We start from the raw sequence: 21,090 nt of genomic DNA on the forward strand, positions 1-21,090 counted from the left end.
AAATGTTGAGAAATATAAGTTTTGCTTTTTAGTATTATTATTTTTGTTATTATTATTTATAAGAATATTCTAAAAAGGAGGAATCTTCATGTTTACATCCACTAAAAGTGAACAAATCACACAACTATTAAATGAATGGTACATAGAAATCCGTTTAAGACGCATTGATAGCGCAAACCGTTTTAAAGAACAAATAGATAATAAAATCAACATTTTAAAAAACGACTATCCAAAAGGTATACCTGATCAAAACTTATTGCTCTATTATTCTTTACTAAATTTCCGATATAATTATTTAATTGATAACTTAGGCGTCTCTAAAGACAGTTTTAATAAAATTGAGTCGTTTGAAATTCCAACAAATAATTTCTTATCATATTACTATCATTTCTTTAAAGCTATTCACTCAGATGCAATTGGAAACTATATACTAGCGAGAAAACATTATGATAAAGCTGAAGCTTTGCTTCAATACATTCCAGATGAAATTGAAAAAGCAGAGTTCTACTATAAACTAGGATATTCCTACTATGATAATCAGCAAGCACTTCAAGCCATCAAAGAAGTAACAAAAGCTAAAGATATGTTTTCTAATCATCTAGGATATGAAGTGAATGTAGCTTTTTGTGATAACATTTTAGGTTTAGCATGTATAAACTTAAAAGAATGGGAACTTGCTGAAGAACACTTTACAGCTGCAATGAATCAATTCCAAAAAACAGGAGAAGAAAAATTCATTTTAATGGTTCGACATAACTTAGGATGGATGTATTCAAATCAAAATCTTAATGCATTAGCTATTCGTTATCTCTCTGAAGTTATCGAGAAATCCCCAAATCATTATAAAGCTATCTTTGCTAGCGCTTTAGAATACTACAAATTAAAGGAACTTAGCGTCGCAGACGAGCTAATAAAAAGGGGATTAAGTATTAGTAACGAACTAAAACAAGAGGAGTTCCAACATCGCTTTATGATTTTACAAGAACTAAATAACAGTTCACCTGCTAAAACATTTGAAAAAATAGCATTAGCAGGAATTAAATATTTCGAACGCGAAGAATTATATGAAGATGTTCAGGAACAATATGAAACATTGGCAATTAAATTCTATGATGAAAACGAACATTCTGAAGCAAGTAAATATTTTTATATGGCATTACAAGCAAAGAAAAAAGCAAATGCTAAAGGAGGATTAAAATGAAAAAATTACTCTTAAGTTTTATGGGGATCGTTACAATTCTAGCATTTAGTACTGGTATAACAAGTCCAACAAAGTTGGATCATTCTAATACTAAGATACAAAGCCTTTCTGTAGGTGATGGAGGCGGTTGATCTATACATTTTTTCACGCGAAAAAAATGAAGTCATGCATTATCGTATGACTTCATTTTTATTCGTTGAAACTTTTGCTTCTTTTTCTTAGCTCTCTTATTTCATTTACATGACCAAAATCAATAATATATAACTTGTTTTTTCTATCACAACGAATTCCACGTCATCATTCTAGCAATCCCCCTACTCCCCTCACTACCAACTTCCTCAAGTTTCTCTACAACTAATTTTCTTCTTTCTACAGAATGATTTTGACTTAACTTCGCTTTCCCTTCTATTTTATTTATCTTTACTTTAAACCCAACTATTCCCTTACTTAATCCTCCCATATAATTCGGATCTACATCATCAAGTGAATAGGTACTCTTTGGATTTTCATATGTATGTACTAAATCTTGAAGAGAATTTAATAATTCCTGTTCATCTTCAACAATTTCTAATTCACCGTATACATGTACTGCAACGTAATTCCATGTTGGCACTGCATTGTTTGTTTCATACCACGACGGCGATATGTAGCTATGTGGTCCTTGGAATATAGCTAATACTTCTTGATTCCCACTATCTTTCCACTGTTCATTCGGACGCGCTAAATGGCCATGTAAAGTTAGAGTCTCCCTATTTAATAACAACGGCAAATGCGTTGCATATGGTTCCCCGTTATGTTGAGAAAATAATGTCGCAAAGCTATTTTGTTCTATTATTTCGTACTTCATCTCTTCATCTTGTATTGCGAAATGTTTTGGTATGTACATAAACTCCCTCTTTTCCGCTCTTTTCTATTTTATTTCCTATTATATTTAGTAATTGCATCAATCAACAGGGCCAGTTTGTATTTGTTTTACAATGGCAGCTTTCTAAAAAGAATAGACAGCATGTATTCCATGCCGCCTTAGTTTATTTTCCCTAATATATTTGTAATAAATGCCGTCTTACCTTCACTATAGCTCGCTCTATTTTTCGATTCTCTTGCTAATTCTTTCTTTAATCGTCCATATTCAACAGCAACATCTTCATGTTCACGAAGGTAATCTCGAAACGCTATATGTCTTCTTAACTCTTCGCTATTTTTGTCACACACATACAAATGATGTTCCATCCAAACTGTACTTTCCCCGTTCCATGGAACGAAAGCATCCTTTCTACCAAACGCCTCTCTCCCTTTGAAGCTCCAGTCACCTTGATGATAATACCCTATCGTTTCAAGGCTTTTTACTACTTCAGGAAAAATTTCGTACTCTTCTATTACTATAGCAATATCTAATATTGGTTTTGATACAAGTCCTTTAACAGCTGTACTTCCCACATGTTCAACGGATAAAACAAGTTCTTCCATTGCATCGTTAATAATAGTTTGTAATTTATTGAATTCACTTTCCCATTTGATGTTATATTCTTCGATTGTAATTCTCTGTTTCAATGTATCTCTCTCCCCAAAACAATTTATAACCTTTGAATATGAGTATTCTTAAAATCCGTCTCATATTTCAATCCATATCCAAACATTCGATCCATCCCAATATGTGCTGTCCATATTAACCCAATCATTATAACGGTATCTATCTTAAAATAGACACCTATGATAGCTATGAATATAGATATAATATATGTGTGACATATATTATAAATTTTAGCACCAACATGATTATTTATACTATACGCTAACATTGATAGATCCGGTGCTAAAAGGAATATCAAAAATATAATCCAACTAAATTCATATATCGAATACGTATAAATGGTAGTTAATAAAACAACTAGTCCTTCAAAATGTACAATACGTTTTTGCATTAATTATCATTCCTATTTTTCTATATTTACCGATACATTTTCATCACTAAAAGTATTCTTTGCATTTTTTGACCAGATGGTTGCTAATATCGGCCCTGCAATATTATGCCATACTGCTGCTAATACACTTGGAAGTGCAGCTGCTGCTCCAAAATGTGCTGTTGCCAGCGCAACTCCTAAGCCTGAATTTTGCATTCCTACTTCTATTGAAATAGCTCTTCTTGTCCCTTCGTCTAGTCCAAGTACGAACGCTGTTATATATCCTAGTAAAAAGCCAAATGCATTATGGAGCATCACTGCAATAAAGATAAGCAGGCCTGAAGAAGTAATGCTACTTACATTCGCTGAAACAACTGCAGAAACATTAATAATAATTGCTACAACTGATATGAAAGGGATAACAGTCATTCCTTTCGTAACAGTATTAGGGAAAAATTTCTTCACTACTAATCCTAAAATAATTGGTAGGATAATGACTTGTACGATAGAAAGAAACATAGACATAGCATTCACTGGCATCCATTGTCCCGCAAGTAATAATAAAATAAGAGGTGTAGCAATTGGTGCTAATAACGTTGATAATGACGTCATTGCAATAGACAACGCTAAGTTCCCTTTCGCTAAATAAACCATAACATTTGACGCAGTGCCACCCGGTACTGAACCGAGCAACACTAATCCAGCTGCTAATTCAGCTGGCAGATTCATAACGTAGGCTAGTACGTATGCGACAAGTGGCATAATAATAAACTGAGCACATACACCGATAATAACTGGCAATGGTTTTGTAGCAATGATTTTAAAATCAACAGCTTTTAATGTTAACCCCATACCAAACATAACAACTCCAAGTAAAATTGTTATGTAACTAGTTAACCCAAGAAATGGCCCAGGAATGAAATATGCAATAGCTGCAATACAAATAACCCAAAATGCAAAATACTTTCCAGCTATATTACTTATCGCTTCTAGTACTTTCACCCCATCATCCCCTATCCTTCAGCTGAAAAACTTTATTCGGATTCAAAATATTTTGCGGATCAAGAGCTTTCTTTATTTTTTCCATTACGAGTAATGCCGCCCCATGTTCTTCTTCTTGATACTTCCGTTTTCCGATTCCAACGCCATGTTCTCCCGTACACGTTCCACCTCGTTTAAGAGCATATAAAACGATACTTTCGTTTATTTCGTCCGCCTTTTCCACTTCTTCTTTATCGTTCGGATCAATCATTAAGAGCACGTGGAAATTCCCGTCTCCTACATGACCAAGAATACCACCGACAAGGCCTACTTTATCTAACGTCTCTTTCGCATGTTGGATTGCACCAGCTAATTCTGAAATTGGTACACATACGTCTGTACTCATAAGCTTTTTACCAGGATAGCTATGAACGTAAGAGTATGCTAGATTATGCCGCGCATCCCATAATTTATTTCTCGCCGCAGTTTCCGTTTCAAAAGCAACTTCTTTACATTTATGATCAAAAACAATTTCCTTCGTGAATTCAATATCTTGCTTTAGTCCTGCTTCATTACCGTGAAACTCTAAAAACAGTGTAGGTTCTTCCCTGTAACTTGTTTCATTATAATGATTTACTTGTTTCATAGATAATTCATCTACAAGTTCAATTCTCGCAATTGGAATACCCGCTTGTAGTATATTAATAACAGCTTCTATTGCATCATTTATAGTTGGAAACGATGCTCTTGCAGCCATAACATGTTCTGGTATGCCGTATACTTTTAATGTTAACTCTGTAAAGCATCCAAGCGTCCCTTCTGAACCTACGAAAACACCATTTAAATGGTAACCTGATGATGACTTCGCTGCTAAATTTCCAGTATGTATTACTTCCCCATCAGCAAGAACGACTTCTAAATCACGAACTTGATCACGCATTACCCCATACTTAACTGCTGTCGTTCCGCTCGCATTTGTGGCAGCCATTCCACCTAACGTTGCATCTGCACCTGGGTCTACACTAAAAAACAATCCATACTTTTTCAATTCTTTATTCAGCTGAGAGCGAGTCACTCCTGGCTGTACTCTTACAAGGAAATCTTTCTCTCTTATTTCGAGTATTTTATTCATAAGCGAAAAGTCCACTGTAATTCCTTTTTCATATGGAATAACATGTCCCTCTAAACTAGAACCTACCCCAAAAGGAACGACAGGTTTTCCATGCTCACTCGCTACTTTCATTATCCTACTAACCTCTTCAGTCGTTTTCGGAAAAACAACTACATCAGGTAAACTACTAGTATGATAAGATTCGTCTTTACTATGTAACTCTCTTACTGTCGTATTTACAACTACTCGATCTTCGGGAAGTACACCCTTTAATTCATTTACTAAACGCTCTACCGTTATTTCCATCTTACACTCTCCTACTTTCTATAAATTCGAATTACAAAATATGTTAACTATTTTATACATAATAATCCGAAAAATTAAATAATTCAAGTTTTATACATATGCAATTCGTTTCAGACTGTCGAATAAACAAAAAGAACTTGCAATACCTATCGCAAGTTCTTTTCTATAAAACTACATTTTAAATGACTTCTTTATTAACAACATAAACCAAATTAAAGTAACTGCCATCAGCGAATGGGAAAACCCTACAATATAAGTTAACCCATTAAAGTCCGCTCCATTTAACTGAAGAAGCCCTCTTGCGGCCAATGAACCTAACATTAAAATTAATGCGATATTATGTACAACAAACCACTTATTAAAACTTTTCGCTTCATGAAACGCGAATACTTTTGCTAATCCTAAAGCAATTAAAAAGAAGAAAAAGCCAAGTACAAGTGTATGTGTATGCAATAAATTTAACAAAGTAGAGCCTAAAATCCCCTTATACTTTCCATACTCCCTGGCGAAAATTCCTGATAATAAACCGATAATCAAATACGTAAATGATGCATTATATAATTTCTTCATTATGTACCTCCTTGAGTAGAATGTGTAGTGTGTCATATTTAGTAATAATGATAGTTATATAGTAAAAACTCCTAGTCACCTAGGAGTCATTGTATAAGCATCTCACTCTTTACAATCAATTTTAATTATAGGATATCCCTTTATACAAAACAAACGAACTTTATGTGAACAAGCAGAGCATAATGAAAATATGTTGCACTTTTGTATTTCGCAACCCATACTAATTGTTATAACTATTAAAGGTGGTGCAATGGATTGATAGTTCTTGAAACTGAACGACTCGTTCTTCGCTGGTTTGATATAAAAGACGCTCCATTTATTCTTGAATTAGTAAACGATCCTGCATGGATTCAGTTTATTGGTGATAAAAGGATTAAAGACTTAGAAGATGCAAAAAAATACATCTTAAACGGCCCTGTTGATATGTATAACAAAATGGGATTTGGCCTTTACTTAGTTGAACGAAAAAAAGATCTCACTCCACTTGGTATGTGCGGACTTATTAAAAGAGATTCATTAGAAGATGTCGATATCGGCTTTGCCTTTTTAGAGAAATTCCGTTCAAATGGGTATGGCTTTGAATCAACTTCTGCTGTAATCGAATACGGAGTACAAAAACTAGGACTAAAACGAATTGTAGCAATTACTACTATTGATAACATCAATTCCGGAAAGCTTCTAGAAAAAGTAGGATTTCAGTTCGAAAAGATCATTTCAGACTCAGGAGAAGATTTAAAATTATTCGGGTATAATGCGTAAAAAAGGTCGCCACTCACGGCGACCTTTTTACTATTTCACTTCTACCGTATAATTCCCTGATCCCCCGCCATACTGATACACATGTAAATAATATTTCCCTGGATATGTGTAGTAACTTCCTACTAACTTATTCCCTTCTTGCTGGGCATACGTAACATAATTATTTAAATCTGCTTCTGAATAAAGAACCCAGTTTACTCCGATATTATTTTCCTTCGTTACATTAATTTGTAGATTTTTCGCAGTTTCCACATTTATTTCAAAGTAATCACTCGTATCACCATTTCCTAAACTAGCACGTAAAACTTGATTTAATTGCAGTTTATTTGCTGTTTGGAATGAATTATTTGGCTCTTTTTCTACACTGTTATCTTCTTTCTTTTGAAGCGTTACATTCGTTGTAACAGTATTCGTTAATCCTTTGTCGTCTGTTACTGTCAATTTTGCAGTGTACGTTCCTTCTTTAGTATACACGTGAGTTGGATTTTGTTCATTACTTACAGTACCATCACCAAACTCCCATTTATAAGCAACAATTTTCCCATCTTCATCTTTTGATCCATCGCTTTTAAACGAAATTGCTTCATTTACATTTCCGTTATATGGACCATTTATAACCGCAACTGGTGCTTTATTCACAGCACCTTCTTCTGTATTCATACCATGGAATACAACATCATATTCAAATTGTCCTGATGCATTCACACGATAATTTACAAAGTAAGCTGTTACTGTTTTATAGCCTGTCCATTCTTTTGCACTTAAACGTTTTAACGTATCATTTACGTGTTGTGTAATTGTTTTCCAGTCTTCATATTCCCCTTTTGCAGTAGTACCCGTATACGTTCCTTGCAGTGTAAATGTATTAAAGAACTGTGATTTATTTTTCTTAACTGATACATTACTTAATTTTGCTTCTGCTGTAATTTCTGTCGCAATATCTGAAACTGGTTTTGGTGCGTGAGTTGCTAAATAATCATCTGATACTAATGGAACATTATATTTCTCTCGGTTATCGACTAACATTTGCATATAGTCTTGATATTCTTTATTTAAATTCGCATCTTTACTTAATGCAGAGCGGTATGCATCATATGCTGTTACATCATTTTTTCTAATAAGATCATGAACTTTGTCAAACATATCATATCTCTTATTATACATATACGATTGTAAAGCGAATGAATAATTATAGAAATCCCACGTTCCATACTTTGCATTTAACGTTCGCTCTGCCGTATAACGTTCTGCTGGATTTGAAGATATTCCCCCTATAATGCTCTTTCTCGGTACAACATTATCCGTTCTCGTTGCCCCCGCAAAAAACTCCGCATTCCCTTCCTCAAACCAAGATAATCTCTCATTCTCATACATCTTACCTTGTCCCCAAAGCCCTGGTACTTCATATCTACCTTGTAAGTAATGAGTAAACTCATGTCGGAACAATTCTTCTAAACTATAAATACTTTCTTCTGGCGTACGTTCATAAGTAAAGAACGTACCTGTTCCTTCTATATAAAGGCCACCGTTATTCGTTTCATATCCGTACAATTGACGATTAAATTGATATTCAGCTGGACTATTATAAATAACCATCGTTAATACCTCATCAGGATTTCCTTTTTCTAAAGGTTGATCACTTTCAACTGTACGATGGAATTGTGCCTTCACTTCTTTTGCCGCCCAATATAGACGTTTTACTTTTTCTTCTGCCACTTTATCTCCAGCCTTTAAAACAATTGCCCCATCATCAAACGTATACGTTTTCGGCAAATACTTTTTCTTCCCATCTTCTCGTATTTGATCTAAATTCACAACATTTCCATTTGCATCTTTCCCGCCATAGTTCGTCGCAATTTGCTCAGCGGCTACGAAATATTGCTCTCCTAAATACGGATACATTTTCATTGCGTCCGTTACAACTTGCAATCCTTTCGTTCCTGTACTATGGAACGTACCAAGTCTACCTGTATAATAAATACCATTATTAATTAACCAACCATTCTTCTCTGTCACCGTTCCAATTAAGGCAAAACGACTTAATTCATTAATGTAGCTATCAATTTTTTGGTACCATACTGTGTCTTTCGGTGCTTTTCTCGTATCGTACAAATACGATTGAATGTCGTAATCAACACCTTGCATAATATCGTAAATTGCATTTCCAGCTGAAAGATTGTCTACCAATGTAGAAAAACTATCGTTATATTGTTTAAAAATCTTTGCAGCTGATGTTATCGTTTCCACATTACTCGAAGCATTTCCTATTAATTTTCCATATGATGATACTACTCTATTTTGTTCTAACGTACCGAGTTTGAAATTCGGGTTATTCGCAATCGTTTTTAATGCAGGTAAGCATTTATCATGATAGCTCCGCTCATTTAGTTTACTTAATTCTGTATGATAAAATCCTAAATAAAACCCTGAACGTAATACTTCTACTAAAGTCTCAATCCCTTTAGAATCATCTTTCGTATAAGCTTGTCCTTGCTGCTTCAATTTATCAATAATTGCCTGCATCCTACTATCATTTTGATAGAATGCAAGGCTATCCTTATTAAATTGAAATAGACCTGTAATTTGCTCCCAATCAATTGTTACGAGTAGATCTACTAATTGCTGATTGTTTAATTGATTTAATTCAGCAATTGTATAAGTTTTCGCTGCAGCTAATTGCTTACTTTCTTTTTTTACTTCAGGTGGCCTTTGCGACAAATCAGCAAATTGTAGCCTTTTCTCAAAAGACTTATTTTCAAGCACTTTTGATGAATGAGCTAATTCTTGCATTGGCAGTTGTACACCAACTGGCTCCATTTTGAGCACATTCCGATAAGAAACTTGCTCTCCCTTTTTACTTTCTGCCAATGTGCTCCCTTGAAAACTCCCTAACATTAAACTAGCAAAACTTACCCCTACTAACACTTTTTTTGAATAGCCTTTCATGCTCTCCCCTACCTTACATTTTTTAGTGTCCCGCACCATTATTTTACTATTCTTACTTTTTATTCTGTATTGAGAAAAAAATAAGGGAACGTTCACATATGTATCCATACCGCGCAAAATTAACACTTGACTTTATGTGAATTTTATATCAAAAAAGATAGATAATAGCGAAATTCCTGCTATATCTATCCTCGTTTTGAACGCTATGATTTTAACTTTATAAACGTAACTTCCGGTAATGTTTGCATACGCTGAATAAATTCATTCTTTTCTTCTGACGATATATTTTTCAGCTGCATCCCTACCTTATAAACTATTTCTGTACCTCGCTGTAGAGCTTCCACTTCATATGACAGTATTGGAATACCTTTCACTTGTAGAGTTTCTATTATTTGTTGTACCGCCTCATGTTTATTTATACACATTTGCACTGTTATATTTTTCGGAAATAAAAATTGCACCTTAAAAATACGGCTCACAATCTCTAAACCAATTAAAACTAGAATCGTCGCTCCAATGCCTACTACATACATGCCAGCGCCAATTGCTAATCCAATTCCTGCTGTAGCCCATAAACCAGCCGCTGTCGTTAACCCTTTCACCGCCTGCTTTTGAATAATAATTGTACCTGCACCTAAAAACCCTACTCCACTTACAACTTGTGCTGCAATACGGCTCGGATCAAGAGCCATATGTTCCTCATTCATAATATCTGAAAAAGCATATTTCGAAACGACCATTATTAATGCACTTCCTACCGCTACTAGGAAATGTGTTTTTAATCCCGCTTCTTTTGATCGAATTTCCCTTTCAATACCGATTATTGCTCCTAACAAACCCGCAACACCGATTCGTATAATCAAATCAAAATTTACACTCACGAGCCTTCCCCCTTTCATTCATTATAGATAGATAAAACAAAAATTATCACACACATCCTTTTATCGATATGAAGGAATTTTGCTAAAATACACTTAATACCCCGCCCGTTTTATGTTAATATTTTAAATATTAACATAAAATAAATAACTTCTAATTTTAAAACTCCACTAATTTTCTAAAAAAACAAAGGTGGATTCCATGAAATGAGGTTGAGAAAGTTTGGAAAACGCTTACATTTTAAGCCGTATTTTTTTATACATACTAAATAAATAAATAAATAAATAAATAAAGGAGCTTACTAACAATGAACGTCTCTTTACTTACACCTACTATCGATTTACAAGAAGAATACTTAGATTTTTATAACGAATGGAAAGATAGCGGTGAAACAATGATTCCATGGGTTATCTCAAAAGATCCCTCTAATTTCACGGCAATGATTCAAGAACTTCACGATGCTCATAACGGAATAAACCTCCCTGAATCTTGGGTACCAGATTCTACGTATTGGCTCGTTACAGATCATAATAGAATTGTAGGCGCTGTTAATATACGTCATAGTTTAACCGAACATTTATTTAACGCTGGCGGTCATATCGGTTATGGCATTCGCCCTTCTGAAAGAAGAAAAGGTTATGCTACGAAGTTATTAAAATTATCTCTAGAAAAAACGAAGGAATTAAACATCGAGAAAGTACTTGTCGTTTGTGACGAAGTGAATACAGCTTCTGAAAAAACAATTTTACATAATGGTGGGCTTCGTGATGATGATTTCACTGAGGAAGATGGGAATGTAGTAAGAAGGTTTTGGATTGAGCTATGAAGAAGTCCACCAATAAACATACTCTTGTTATAGAGAAGTATAGTAGAGGTAATGAGCTACAAGTAAAACAACTTATTGATTTATATAATGAAGACTCTTATCTATTTCACTTATTACGAGAGAATAAAACAAAATGTGCGTATATTGCCTACTATAAAAAAGATGTAGTAGGCGTCTTTTTCACGTGGAACAGTAACTTCCATCCATACTGCACATACTTTCGAATGTATACAAATCCGTTCTATTCAGAGCTACACATTGAACAATTTTTATTAAACGAGATTTCAAAAAGAGAAAACTTCAAACTACCATTACAAACCTCTATATGGGAAACATCAGCTCATTTAAAAGCGTTTTTTGAGGAACATAATTTTACGGAAATCCGAAGAACATATATGCAAATATTAGACGTACGAAAAATCATAACTATCGATACAATGCTTCATTCAAATTATGCTGTACAAAGTTTATCAAACATTTTATCCAATAATAGCTTCTTTGAAAAACTAGCCTACGTAGTAAAAACGAATTATGAAGAGACTCACTTAGCAAACCCAGTTGCCTCATTCCCGCTCGAAGCTTGGAAAGAACAGATCTTAGCTGATGATGTGTTACTAGATGGGAGCTTTGTAATAATAGATGAAGAGACTGAAATTATTGCGTACTCTTTCCTCCATACATCAGAAAAGGATAATACGGTAGAACTAGGATGGTGCGGGACTCACAATACAGAAAATGCATCCTTACTGAAACTTCTCGTTTTCAAACAAGCTATGTATGCAAATACACACGGTTATTCTTTCATTCAAGGTGAATTCGATTCAACGAGTATATATGCAATGGAGATATTAAAATCCTTTCCTTTCAATCCTTGTGCTACCTGGATTACGTATCAAAAAGAAATCGGAAGGTAATTATACACCTTCCGACTTCTTTTATGCTGTTTCTATTTCAAACTGTACTGTAATACCACTCGGGTCTACTACAGTAAATCCATTTAAAATCTCATTTATTCCATGTTGTTTTTCTATTAATCTTTCTTTCACTTCATCTAACGCTTCTTTATGCGGCAGTACTATCGTATACACTTTTAATCCAGTTGCATATGCCGGTGGGTGCGGATTATTTACTCCGTTCCACGTATTTGCACCGATATGGTGATGATATCCTCCTGCAGAAATAAATAAGCAGTCATCTTCACGCTGTTGTACTTCAAATCCTACTGTCTCTACATAAAACTCGTGTGACTTCTCTACATCTGCTATTCGTAAATGTACGTGCCCAACGACAGTATTAGCAGGTAATCCATCAACCTCATAATCAACGAGCGTTGCCAGTTCTTTTAAATCTAGCGGCGTACTTCCTCCTGGTCCTTCTCCCCATTGATCACGCGGGCGGTCTGCATAAATTTCTATACCATTTCCCTCTAAGTCCTGTAAATAAAACGCTTCGCTATACGTATGATCACTTGCACTATTAAACCTTGAAATTGGTAAAATTTCATTTGAATATGTATAACGTCCCTCTTGCTCAGCCGGACTATCAATTACATTCTTATTACGAATCACACCAAATAATGCCGACGCAAAAGCCTCACGAGTCGGAACTAAAAAGGCTATATGATATATACCAGTCGTACGCGGCTCTTGCAGTACCCCGTCCTCTAACTTTTCAAGAACAAGTAACGTGTTCTTTCCACCTTTTCCAGATAAATACGCTTTATTCCCCTCTTGCTTAATTACTTCTAAACCTACAACATTCTCGTAAAAAGCAATTTGACGTTCTAAATCTAACACCTTAAATTCAACATGACCAATACGTGTTTTTGGATGAATTTGTACCATGAGTAACTTCATCTCCTTATCCAAATATTTTCCCATTACATATAACCGTTACTATGAAGGATACAACTAAAATCATCCTATGTAAATAAGAAAAGTCAGAATTTACACTTTTTTTATATTCATAATAAAAAAGTCACCTCTTCTAACTTTCAGAAAAGGTGACTTTACAAAAACAGTCTGTTCTAATTCTTATCGCATTTTATGTACTTCAGCAACTAACTTTCCGCCCTGAATGCCCATATAAAGTTTCACAGGTGCATCATTCGTGTTTTCAAACACTAAATCTAAGTATGGATATGCAATTGTAGCATCTCTTCCTTGTGGAACGTAACCTACCGTTTTAGAATGTGTCGTTCTCTCTACCATTTTCAAACCAGCTTGATCTGCTGCATTGTATAATGTTGATGATGTTTGACAAACACCACCGCCATATCCATCTACTAACTTACCATCTACAATTTCTTTTCCTAATTGATATCCTTTATCTGGCGTTGTATCACCAATTAATGCATTGAAAGAGAAACTGTCCCCTTTCGCTAATACAACTCCATTTATGCTCGCTGCTGACAAACGAATATTTTCAATACGTCCACCTGTTGAGCCACCTAAATTCGTTTCATATCTACCAATTACCGTGCCACTTCCTTGCGCATCACTTAATGTAGCGGTAGGTTTTTTCTCAACAATAGGTAATTGATATGAAGAATCCCACATACCTACGTTTAATAATTTATTTACTAATTCTTTTTCCATTAATTCATAAGAAGGTTTTCCTTCTTGCCAACTTCCATCAGGTCCTAGACGTGAAGGGACCATCTTTTTGTCAACATTTTTCCCAACTTCCCTAGCAACCTTCTCAACTGATTTTTTAAATTTCGCTTCATCTTCAAAATAACCTAGACTCGACAAATCTAGCTTTTTCACTTCCGTACCTGTACGACCATCTACTAAACTAATAGAATCCTGTACTTCTGCTTTAGCCTCTACCGTGTGGCCACCAATATCACTTACTAATGCAACATCACTTACTTTTGTACCACAGCCACTCACTACAGCTACACATAACACCCCAACTAATATACCCTTTACTTTACGGAACAATATACTCTCCCCTTTTCCCCAATACTACTTTTATGTATTATTTCATTTTTATGTATGTTTTGTTACAATCATTTTACAATATATTTATAAATTGTTACAAGTTATTTTTTACTCTATATAAATTACTCTTTTCTTTTCCAAATGTCTATACATATTTACATAAAAGTTTGAGTTTGATAGAATTGTAACTTTTATGTAACCCCTCCCTATTATCCAGTATATACCATAAAACGAACGAAATTCAAATGTAAAACTCCATATTCGTATTTATAAAAAACATCCTGTGAACATAAATAGGTATTTGCCGTGCCACACTCCGCTTTTACACATACATTATGGTGAATTAACCTATTTTAAAGAAATGGAGGATGTTTTTATGTACCCCTACAATCCATACGATCCATATAACCAAACTGGTTATCAACCTCAATATGATTTACAAGCACAATACCAACAATATATAGATCCAGTAGAACAAGTTAATCCATATGATCAAACTCGACAATTCCAACTTCCAATCTCTTTTCCTGGTGCTGGAAACCGTCAATTAGAAAGACGAGTAAATGAGCTTGAACAAAGAGTACGTCAATTAGAAAACACGGTTGAGCGTCATACACGTAGATTAAACCGCTTAAACCAACGTTTACGTACAGTAGAAAACAGACTGAACATTCCATTTTCAGCATTAGAAGACGGATTTTAATTTCGAAAATAAAAAATATATGAAGGAAGGGGGCTTCCCCTTCCTTATATAAATTGACGAAAGTTTTTTCCATCTCTATACTGATAAGAGTTAATGAAATGAAACAAGGTGATAAATATGGATTTTGAAATAAATTATCTTTCCTTTTATGTTGTACAAGTAGAAGGAAAAGGTGAAGCTGTTGATAAACGCTACAAACATTTTCAAACGTTAGACGCTGAAGAGTATGAAGATAGCTCCTTAAAAGAATTTTTGAATGGTGAATTATTAAAAATTTCAAAGCGAAAAGTAGAACGTCATGCGAAAACAGAACAAGCTCCGACAAAGATCGGTCGCTTCATTGTAGAAGAAGGGCACGAACTTGATTCAAACCCTCATTACAACCTATTTAATCGCATTCGCTTTGCGGAAACAAAAGAAAACTTCAAAGATATGAGTGAACCTCTCGTTTATACATATCTGGACACAAGCGCTGTACGCGGTGGTGTATTTTTAATTGCGCAAGCAAAACTACGCAAATACTTTGATGATCCATTCGTTTTCGTTATGAAATGTGACTTCGAACCGAAAGTCGCTTCTATTTCAGATGAATCCACACTGATTCGTAACGTTGAAATGGCCATCACAACAAAAAATATGAAATCTATCCAATATCCGTACATGCCTGAAGAAGGTATCGTTGAAGTGGGCGAACTAAAAATTCACCAAGCATCACACGCCCGCTACTTTGAAGACTTCTTAAAATTCGTCGAGTACGAACGCTCTATGCCTGAAATTATGAAAACGCAAGTAATGGACATGGTATACGACCAAATCGAAGATGTATTTGAAGAAGGTACGGAAGAACGTGAACAATTCGACCAAGCAATGGAAGTATGGGCTGCCAGTCCAAAACGCGAAATTATGGAACAATTTTCAACCGAAGAAGTAATGGAAGCTACCGCTCAAATTGTCGAGCATGCTCCTGAAGTGGAATTAAAGCTAAAAGCAGATCATATCTCCGTAAAGGCCCTGCTTGCTGATTTTGGGGATCAAATACATATCGCAAAGGTAAATGACCGGTACGTATTAATGATTGAGGCTGATACACTTACGTTTGAAAAAGGCTTCTCTCCAATTGAGTTTCTGAAGCCAGATGAATTGCAAGATGTGATTGAGCGGATTGAGAATAAGCAACAGTATTCTTATGACCCGAACGGGATTGAATAAAGTGAAACTTTAATCAGTGGGGGTTTTGTTCATCCCCACTGATTATTAGTTGAACCAATCGGGCTTTTACGGGCAGTTGATCCCCCACCTAACTTCGTTGCTTCAGCTGAATTTTAAGGGGGGGCTTACTGCCCGTTAATGCGGGATAAATGCTTCCATATATCTATTTTTACTGAGCGCTGTTAATAAGCGCTCTTTTATTTGGGACATAGTTGACAGTTATATAAAAAAACCGATTCTTCTAAGAATCGGTTTTTCTGCTTTAAAACAAAATATGCTTATTTTTAATCCAAGATGACATTTTTCGCAGGATCCACCAGTAAATGCGTTTCTTGTTGTACAAGTGTATTTCCATTAGAGTAGTCACTATGTATATCGGTAAAATGAAAATTTCACTTCACTACCTCAAATTTATTGTACTCGTAAAAAGATAGTTGAAAACGATATTCTGGATGCTCTCTCACCCAATCGTAAGCTTCTTCTAAAATATCCATTTTGTTTTGTAAGTCATTAAGTTCACTACATTCGTCCCTTTTCTGTTTACACAGAGGGCAGAATCCATTCACTATTTCGGCACTCGTCACCCTAATAGTTTTACTTTCTAAGTCAACTACTAGACGAAGAAGAAGAGAATGCTCTTCTCTTGTAGTCACGGTCATTTCAGCAATCCCATGCTCATCCCAAAAGACTCCGTTTAATTCCATCTGTACGGCGACGTCTTTAATATCCAAGTCTATCACTATCACACCTCCCCTGTATAAAACTCATATTTTACTCTTTAATACACCACGCTTTAAAGATATATTAAGCTTTTCCCAATTCTTCTTCTTTGCTATGGAAGGAAGTGTAATTACTGCTAATAGCGTGGTAAATATTATCCCAAAAACTAAAACTGTTACAATGTTAAAGATTGCTTCCATTTAACTCTACCCTCTTTTATTTCTATGGGCTCTAATTTTATGAATGTATTTAAAAATCCTTACCACACCTTAATTTTCAAAGCAATTATAATGGCCCAATCACAACAAATCAATTCCTATTTAATATGAATACTTTATTCATCCATCAATACAATGACGTTAAATTTATGTAGCTAGAAATAGAGGAGAATGTCATTTAACCTCTACATTCTCCTCCATCTCAGCCAAATATCTAATCTGTCTTTCCGCTTTTCTCACCGCCGTACGAAAATGCTTTTTCAGAAGTTCTACTGTAGCTTCACTTATATAATATCTTTCCGTTATACTTTCCCACGTGTCACTATTTTCAAATGCACTCCAAACGAAAGGACGCTCTGTATTTTTTCTCATTTCTTTAAATACCCATTTTCGCATCTTTTTTTTCGCTTTTTCTGTTAGTTTTCCGTTCTCTACAAGTTCAAGCTCACCATGTCTTTTGTACCGTTTATGAATGTCTCTCTCGCTATATACTTTAAGAAGTATATTCGCTGTATTCTCAGCATCCGCTAAAGCTCGGTGCTGCTTCCCTTCCCACGTTAAACCGAGCTGTTCTACTGCAAATTGTAAACTTGGTGTATGCTCAAATAACTCTTCATACGCTTGGAAAACAAACTTCTGCAAATCAAATTTACTCTCTTTTTCCATACATGGGCATTCTACACCGTATAACGTGCAATCATGAGATAGAAAACGATAATCTTCTCTACCCCATGAAACAAATACAGAGTCTTCTCCGATAAATTGAATAAATTTCTCTATAATTTGCGGGAATTTCTCCACACCAATTAAATCTTCCTTTGTAATTCCCGTTAATTTTGTCGTATGCCGAGTGAGTCGTGCACTCGGCTTTACTAACTCCGAAAATTCTCCAATTACCTTCATTGTACTTGCTTCTATTTTTACAGCTCCAATATCAACTATCTCTGACGGATCTTCTGATTTATACGGCCTGAAATTTCTCTCTATATCGAACACAATAAAATGTGTAGCGTTTTCCAATTTATTTACCTCTTTCTAAATTCCTTTTCACACACATACTCTATTTTCAGTATTTATTTATTCATTCATACACTTTATGCATGAAATACTTCGTCTAATAAACGAAAATTTAATCTCATTATTATATGTACATAGGAGGTTATTCAATAAAAATGCAAAAAAAAGAAGGGCAAGCCCTTCTTTTTTCCGTAATTACTTCTTGTTTACGTTTGTAGCTTGAGGTCCACGGTTACCTTGTTCTACTTCGAAAGTAACTTCTTGACCTTCTTCTAAAGATTTGAAGCCGTCGCCTTGGATAGCTGAGAAATGAACGAATACGTCTTCTCCGCCTTCAACTTCGATGAAACCGAAACCTTTTTCTGCGTTAAACCATTTTACTTTACCGTTTTGCATTTAAAAAATCCTCCTACAATGTACCTATATGTACATATTCATTTTCAACCACTTTACAATAATACTTCAAACATTAAAAAACTGCAACCCCAGAGGAGATTTAACATTGCTATCCTCCTCGGAAGTTACAGCTCATTTAAATCTCTATATTATTAAAAGTAAAATGGTTTAAAGTAACTATATCATATCAATATAATAAAAGTAAAGTTTTTTTTGCTATATAATTTTTTTCTTCCATTGCATCGCTTTTGATTCACCTGATCCAGCTACAACATAACCCTCTTTTTGGTTAACGATGCGCCAGCCATGCCCTTTAACTGAGTCACACACTGTAACAAGTCTTTCTTCTAGAAGTACACGACAAACCGTACTAATCCCCGCCTTATTTTGCGTTGACGTTGTATATAGCACATGTTGATCTACACTCAAGGCTAAATAGCTACTTGCTTTCTGCTCACTTTGACATGTGTGCCAATATGTTTTTTCACTCTCAATACTTTCATCTATTTTACAAAAAGAAATATTCCCGCTAATCCCCTTGCACGATCCACTCGCTGCTACTATATAAGAATTGTGTACAGTCAACGCTGAGATCATCTGATTCATCACGATTTTAATCCTCTTTAATTTACGTGTCTCCAAATTAAAGAGCCAAACACCACCATATTTAGCATGTATTTTCGTACCGATAAATAAGTAATGTTTATATAAAAATAACGATCGAATAGATGGTGCCCCGCCACCATACTCAAGAAATGGATGAATGGTTTCCCATGTCGAACCAAAATCATTAGAACGATACAACGTTTTATCTCCATGAGCAATGACTGTTCCTTGTACATTACTACACACATTCCAACTCGTTGCTTTTGTTGGAAAACGCTGAACCGTCCAGTTCTCTCCGCCATTCATACTACGAATAAAAATCCCTTCGTCACCTACACCATACACTACATTATCTTCGCTATGTAAATCCCTAATTCGTTTTTGAAAACCTTTTAATATTTGTTTCCATTCTCCGTCTCGTTCAATAAATAAGCCATCATATGTAGTAGCTAACATAAGTTTTCCATCTCTTAACTTTGTAATAGCGGTCGCACTTAACATTGTCTCCACGTTGACACTCCCATTCTTAGAACTTCTCAGCAAATGCAATTGCAAAATTACTGCATTTTTCAACATCCTCTTCGTCTTCTGGAGCTAGTTCGATTTTCAATCCTTCTTGCACAAGCTCTGCACCGCGTTCTACAAGTCTTTCTTCAAATATCGTTACCGCTTCACAAAATAGTTCATACGCCGTATCACCTGATCCGAATACCGCTACTTTCTTTCCTGATAAATCTATATTTTCTAAGTCCTCATGGAAATCTTCCGCCTCAAACGGTAATTCACCATCGCCCCACGTATAAGATCCTAAAATGATTCCATCATAGGCTAATAATTCTTCAGCATCCATGCCTTCCATTTCTTGCAATACTACTTCATGATCAAAAGCATCTAAACTAACTTTTATTAAATCAGCAATACTCTCTGTATTTCCTGACATACTTGCATAAGCTATTAAAATTTTTGCCACTTCGGCATCCCCCTCTTACAATAAATGATTCTCATTCTCATTATATTAATAATGAGAATCAATTTCAATTATATTTTTCATTTTTATTTATTCCATACAAAAAAGCACAGATGACTATACAATCACCTGTGCTTTTTTATTACTTTTTAAAAATACCAAACGGCTTTCCAACTGGTAATACAACTTTACCGAAGTGTGTATTTAACACTGCTGCTGCTGAACCATAGAAAGATAATAATGAAATACATAGTTCAGAATACGCTGCTAAATTATGCATTGCATGCGGCATAACACCTAAAGTACTTAATGAAAGACCAATAAATAAGAAATCAATAAGGACGAAAATCATAAATAATACTTTATGTGTTTCCATTGCACCAATTGTCATAAAGATTGTGAAAATCAAATATCCAATAAAGGCTACACCCAGCTGTTTTGAATCTGCAGCTTGTGCTAATTTTTCGCCAAATACTCCAAGTTGAATTAACCAAGTCATTCCAACACCTAACCAAAATAGGCCGTATGCACCGAATGCTGTTGTACCGAACGTATTGTTATGCTTTGCATCGTGAATGCACGCAAAAATTTGTGCAAATCCTCCTAAAAAGATTGCCCACGGTAATACAAGTGAAACGCCATCTGTTAAGCCTAACTTTTGAGATGATGCTACAAGTGTTACCATCGCTAATCCAAATAGACCAATTCCAGATGGATCTGCTGTTGTCATTTTCACATGATGTGTAGTTGTTTGATTGCTCATATAAACCTCCTGATTATAAACATACTCGAATACAATACTTAAATCAGAAGACTATGTCAATGGTTT

Annotated in this window: 24 protein-coding genes; 7 read left to right on the forward strand and 17 right to left on the reverse strand. The window is 35.0% G+C overall.

Features of this window, described 5'->3' with window-relative positions; all coding sequences use genetic code 11:
* The first annotated feature begins 88 nt into the window (after positions 1-88).
* Positions 89-1,201, forward strand: coding sequence for a response regulator aspartate phosphatase (locus ACLBWW_RS21690; protein WP_048543894.1), 1,113 nt, complete (start codon positions 89-91; stop codon positions 1,199-1,201).
* Positions 1,198-1,332, forward strand: a complete 135-nt coding sequence (locus tag ACLBWW_RS21695) for a Phr family secreted Rap phosphatase inhibitor (RefSeq protein ID WP_000735069.1) — start codon at positions 1,198-1,200, stop codon at positions 1,330-1,332. The genes ACLBWW_RS21690 and ACLBWW_RS21695 overlap by 4 nt, the downstream gene beginning before the upstream one ends.
* Positions 1,333-1,478: 146 nt before the next feature.
* Here the strand turns inward: ACLBWW_RS21695 and ACLBWW_RS21700 are convergent, their stop codons facing one another.
* The 6 genes from ACLBWW_RS21700 to ACLBWW_RS21725 form a co-directional block, all read right to left on the reverse strand.
* Positions 1,479-2,087: an FMN-binding negative transcriptional regulator gene (locus tag ACLBWW_RS21700; protein ID WP_048543896.1), complete on the reverse strand. Its 609-nt coding sequence runs from the start codon at positions 2,085-2,087 to the stop codon at positions 1,479-1,481.
* 137 nt (positions 2,088-2,224) lie between these two features.
* Entirely contained in the window at positions 2,225-2,752 is a 528-nt protein-coding gene (locus ACLBWW_RS21705) for a GrpB family protein (RefSeq protein WP_000813602.1), read from the reverse strand.
* Between the two features lie 23 nt (positions 2,753-2,775).
* Positions 2,776-3,123, reverse strand: coding sequence for a DUF4260 domain-containing protein (locus ACLBWW_RS21710; RefSeq protein ID WP_048543902.1), 348 nt, complete (start codon positions 3,121-3,123; stop codon positions 2,776-2,778).
* 12 nt (positions 3,124-3,135) lie between these two features.
* Positions 3,136-4,104, reverse strand: a complete 969-nt coding sequence (locus tag ACLBWW_RS21715; RefSeq protein WP_447614232.1) for a bile acid:sodium symporter family protein — start codon at positions 4,102-4,104, stop codon at positions 3,136-3,138.
* Positions 4,105-4,108: 4 nt separating this feature from the next.
* A complete protein-coding gene (locus tag ACLBWW_RS21720) occupies positions 4,109-5,500 on the reverse strand; it encodes an FAD-binding oxidoreductase (RefSeq protein WP_048543905.1) in 1,392 nt (463 codons plus the stop codon).
* A 171-nt stretch (positions 5,501-5,671) separates the two neighbouring features.
* A complete protein-coding gene (locus tag ACLBWW_RS21725) occupies positions 5,672-6,070 on the reverse strand; it encodes a DUF2871 family protein (RefSeq protein WP_087984040.1) in 399 nt (132 codons plus the stop codon).
* A 255-nt stretch (positions 6,071-6,325) separates the two neighbouring features.
* On the opposite strand from ACLBWW_RS21725, the gene ACLBWW_RS21730 reads away from it, so the two are divergent.
* The gene (locus tag ACLBWW_RS21730; RefSeq protein WP_098641720.1) at positions 6,326-6,829 is read left to right on the forward strand and encodes a GNAT family N-acetyltransferase; all 504 of its coding nucleotides are present in this window, start codon (positions 6,326-6,328) and stop codon (positions 6,827-6,829) included.
* Between the two features lie 30 nt (positions 6,830-6,859).
* Here the strand turns inward: ACLBWW_RS21730 and colA are convergent, their stop codons facing one another.
* Positions 6,860-9,775 (reverse strand): collagenase ColA, encoded by a 2,916-nt coding sequence (gene colA, locus ACLBWW_RS21735; protein WP_447614233.1) that lies wholly within the window; start codon positions 9,773-9,775, stop codon positions 6,860-6,862.
* Positions 9,776-9,978: 203 nt separating this feature from the next.
* Entirely contained in the window at positions 9,979-10,656 is a 678-nt protein-coding gene (locus ACLBWW_RS21740; protein WP_098068282.1) for an MgtC/SapB family protein, read from the reverse strand.
* A gap of 305 nt (positions 10,657-10,961) precedes the next feature.
* On the opposite strand from ACLBWW_RS21740, the gene ACLBWW_RS21745 reads away from it, so the two are divergent.
* Together ACLBWW_RS21745 and ACLBWW_RS21750 are read left to right on the forward strand one after the other, a co-directional pair.
* Positions 10,962-11,480 carry a GNAT family N-acetyltransferase gene (locus tag ACLBWW_RS21745; protein ID WP_048543912.1) on the forward strand — a complete coding sequence of 173 codons (519 nt, stop codon included), beginning with the start codon at positions 10,962-10,964 and terminating at the stop codon, positions 11,478-11,480.
* The gene (locus ACLBWW_RS21750) at positions 11,477-12,394 is read left to right on the forward strand and encodes a GNAT family acetyltransferase (RefSeq protein WP_447614234.1); all 918 of its coding nucleotides are present in this window, start codon (positions 11,477-11,479) and stop codon (positions 12,392-12,394) included. Before ACLBWW_RS21745 ends, ACLBWW_RS21750 begins: the two co-directional genes overlap by 4 nt.
* Positions 12,395-12,415: 21 nt before the next feature.
* Here the strand turns inward: ACLBWW_RS21750 and ACLBWW_RS21755 are convergent, their stop codons facing one another.
* Both ACLBWW_RS21755 and ACLBWW_RS21760 read right to left on the reverse strand, forming a co-directional pair.
* Entirely contained in the window at positions 12,416-13,324 is a 909-nt protein-coding gene (locus ACLBWW_RS21755; protein ID WP_048543916.1) for a VOC family protein, read from the reverse strand.
* A 189-nt stretch (positions 13,325-13,513) separates the two neighbouring features.
* Positions 13,514-14,425, reverse strand: a complete 912-nt coding sequence (locus ACLBWW_RS21760) for a VanW family protein (protein WP_000488987.1) — start codon at positions 14,423-14,425, stop codon at positions 13,514-13,516.
* A 361-nt stretch (positions 14,426-14,786) separates the two neighbouring features.
* Here ACLBWW_RS21760 and ACLBWW_RS21765 point away from each other — a divergent pair, with 361 nt between their 5' ends.
* Together ACLBWW_RS21765 and ACLBWW_RS21770 are read left to right on the forward strand one after the other, a co-directional pair.
* Positions 14,787-15,128: a hypothetical protein gene (locus ACLBWW_RS21765; protein ID WP_001997954.1), complete on the forward strand. Its 342-nt coding sequence runs from the start codon at positions 14,787-14,789 to the stop codon at positions 15,126-15,128.
* 117 nt (positions 15,129-15,245) lie between these two features.
* On the forward strand, positions 15,246-16,337 hold the full coding sequence (locus tag ACLBWW_RS21770) for a DUF3900 domain-containing protein (RefSeq protein ID WP_048543918.1): 1,092 nt from the start codon (positions 15,246-15,248) through the stop codon (positions 16,335-16,337).
* 392 nt (positions 16,338-16,729) lie between these two features.
* On the opposite strand, the gene ACLBWW_RS21775 is transcribed toward ACLBWW_RS21770, so the two are convergent.
* The 7 genes from ACLBWW_RS21775 to ACLBWW_RS21805 all read right to left on the reverse strand — a co-directional run bounded on the left by ACLBWW_RS21775 (position 16,730) and on the right by ACLBWW_RS21805 (position 21,024).
* The gene (locus ACLBWW_RS21775) at positions 16,730-17,077 is read right to left on the reverse strand and encodes a hypothetical protein (protein ID WP_048543919.1); all 348 of its coding nucleotides are present in this window, start codon (positions 17,075-17,077) and stop codon (positions 16,730-16,732) included.
* 24 nt (positions 17,078-17,101) lie between these two features.
* Complete coding sequence (locus ACLBWW_RS21780; protein ID WP_048543922.1) at positions 17,102-17,257, reverse strand: hypothetical protein; 156 nt, start codon at positions 17,255-17,257, stop codon at positions 17,102-17,104.
* A 192-nt stretch (positions 17,258-17,449) separates the two neighbouring features.
* Positions 17,450-18,295, reverse strand: coding sequence for an exonuclease (locus ACLBWW_RS21785; protein ID WP_048543924.1), 846 nt, complete (start codon positions 18,293-18,295; stop codon positions 17,450-17,452).
* A 192-nt stretch (positions 18,296-18,487) separates the two neighbouring features.
* Positions 18,488-18,688, reverse strand: coding sequence for a cold shock-like protein CspB (gene cspB, locus ACLBWW_RS21790; protein ID WP_001179147.1), 201 nt, complete (start codon positions 18,686-18,688; stop codon positions 18,488-18,490).
* A gap of 216 nt (positions 18,689-18,904) precedes the next feature.
* Positions 18,905-19,804 (reverse strand): WD40/YVTN/BNR-like repeat-containing protein, encoded by a 900-nt coding sequence (locus ACLBWW_RS21795; RefSeq protein ID WP_048543926.1) that lies wholly within the window; start codon positions 19,802-19,804, stop codon positions 18,905-18,907.
* Between the two features lie 16 nt (positions 19,805-19,820).
* Positions 19,821-20,264, reverse strand: a complete 444-nt coding sequence (locus ACLBWW_RS21800; RefSeq protein ID WP_001062763.1) for a flavodoxin — start codon at positions 20,262-20,264, stop codon at positions 19,821-19,823.
* A gap of 139 nt (positions 20,265-20,403) precedes the next feature.
* The gene (locus ACLBWW_RS21805) at positions 20,404-21,024 is read right to left on the reverse strand and encodes an acetate uptake transporter (protein WP_000070936.1); all 621 of its coding nucleotides are present in this window, start codon (positions 21,022-21,024) and stop codon (positions 20,404-20,406) included.
* Positions 21,025-21,090: the final 66 nt, after the last annotated feature.

The sequence above is a fragment of the Bacillus sp. M5A3_1b genome (assembly GCF_053345335.1).

Bases quoted from the DNA above. Each gene is read 5' to 3' on its own strand.
- ACLBWW_RS21690 (WP_048543894.1), top strand. From the start codon at position 89: ATGTTTACATCCACTAAAAGTGAACAAATCACACAACTATTAAATGAA.
- ACLBWW_RS21695 (WP_000735069.1), top strand. From the start codon at position 1,198: ATGAAAAAATTACTCTTAAGTTTTATGGGGATCGTTACAATTCTAGCA.
- ACLBWW_RS21700 (WP_048543896.1), bottom strand. From the start codon at position 2,087: ATGTACATACCAAAACATTTCGCAATACAAGATGAAGAGATGAAGTAC.
- ACLBWW_RS21710 (WP_048543902.1), bottom strand. From the start codon at position 3,123: ATGCAAAAACGTATTGTACATTTTGAAGGACTAGTTGTTTTATTAACT.
- ACLBWW_RS21720 (WP_048543905.1), bottom strand. From the start codon at position 5,500: ATGGAAATAACGGTAGAGCGTTTAGTAAATGAATTAAAGGGTGTACTT.
- ACLBWW_RS21725 (WP_087984040.1), bottom strand. From the start codon at position 6,070: ATGAAGAAATTATATAATGCATCATTTACGTATTTGATTATCGGTTTA.
- colA (WP_447614233.1), bottom strand. From the start codon at position 9,775: ATGAAAGGCTATTCAAAAAAAGTGTTAGTAGGGGTAAGTTTTGCTAGT.
- ACLBWW_RS21745 (WP_048543912.1), top strand. From the start codon at position 10,962: ATGAACGTCTCTTTACTTACACCTACTATCGATTTACAAGAAGAATAC.
- ACLBWW_RS21750 (WP_447614234.1), top strand. From the start codon at position 11,477: ATGAAGAAGTCCACCAATAAACATACTCTTGTTATAGAGAAGTATAGT.
- ACLBWW_RS21755 (WP_048543916.1), bottom strand. From the start codon at position 13,324: ATGGTACAAATTCATCCAAAAACACGTATTGGTCATGTTGAATTTAAG.
- ACLBWW_RS21765 (WP_001997954.1), top strand. From the start codon at position 14,787: ATGGAGGATGTTTTTATGTACCCCTACAATCCATACGATCCATATAAC.
- ACLBWW_RS21770 (WP_048543918.1), top strand. From the start codon at position 15,246: ATGGATTTTGAAATAAATTATCTTTCCTTTTATGTTGTACAAGTAGAA.
- ACLBWW_RS21780 (WP_048543922.1), bottom strand. From the start codon at position 17,257: ATGGAAGCAATCTTTAACATTGTAACAGTTTTAGTTTTTGGGATAATA.
- cspB (WP_001179147.1), bottom strand. From the start codon at position 18,688: ATGCAAAACGGTAAAGTAAAATGGTTTAACGCAGAAAAAGGTTTCGGT.
- ACLBWW_RS21805 (WP_000070936.1), bottom strand. From the start codon at position 21,024: ATGAGCAATCAAACAACTACACATCATGTGAAAATGACAACAGCAGAT.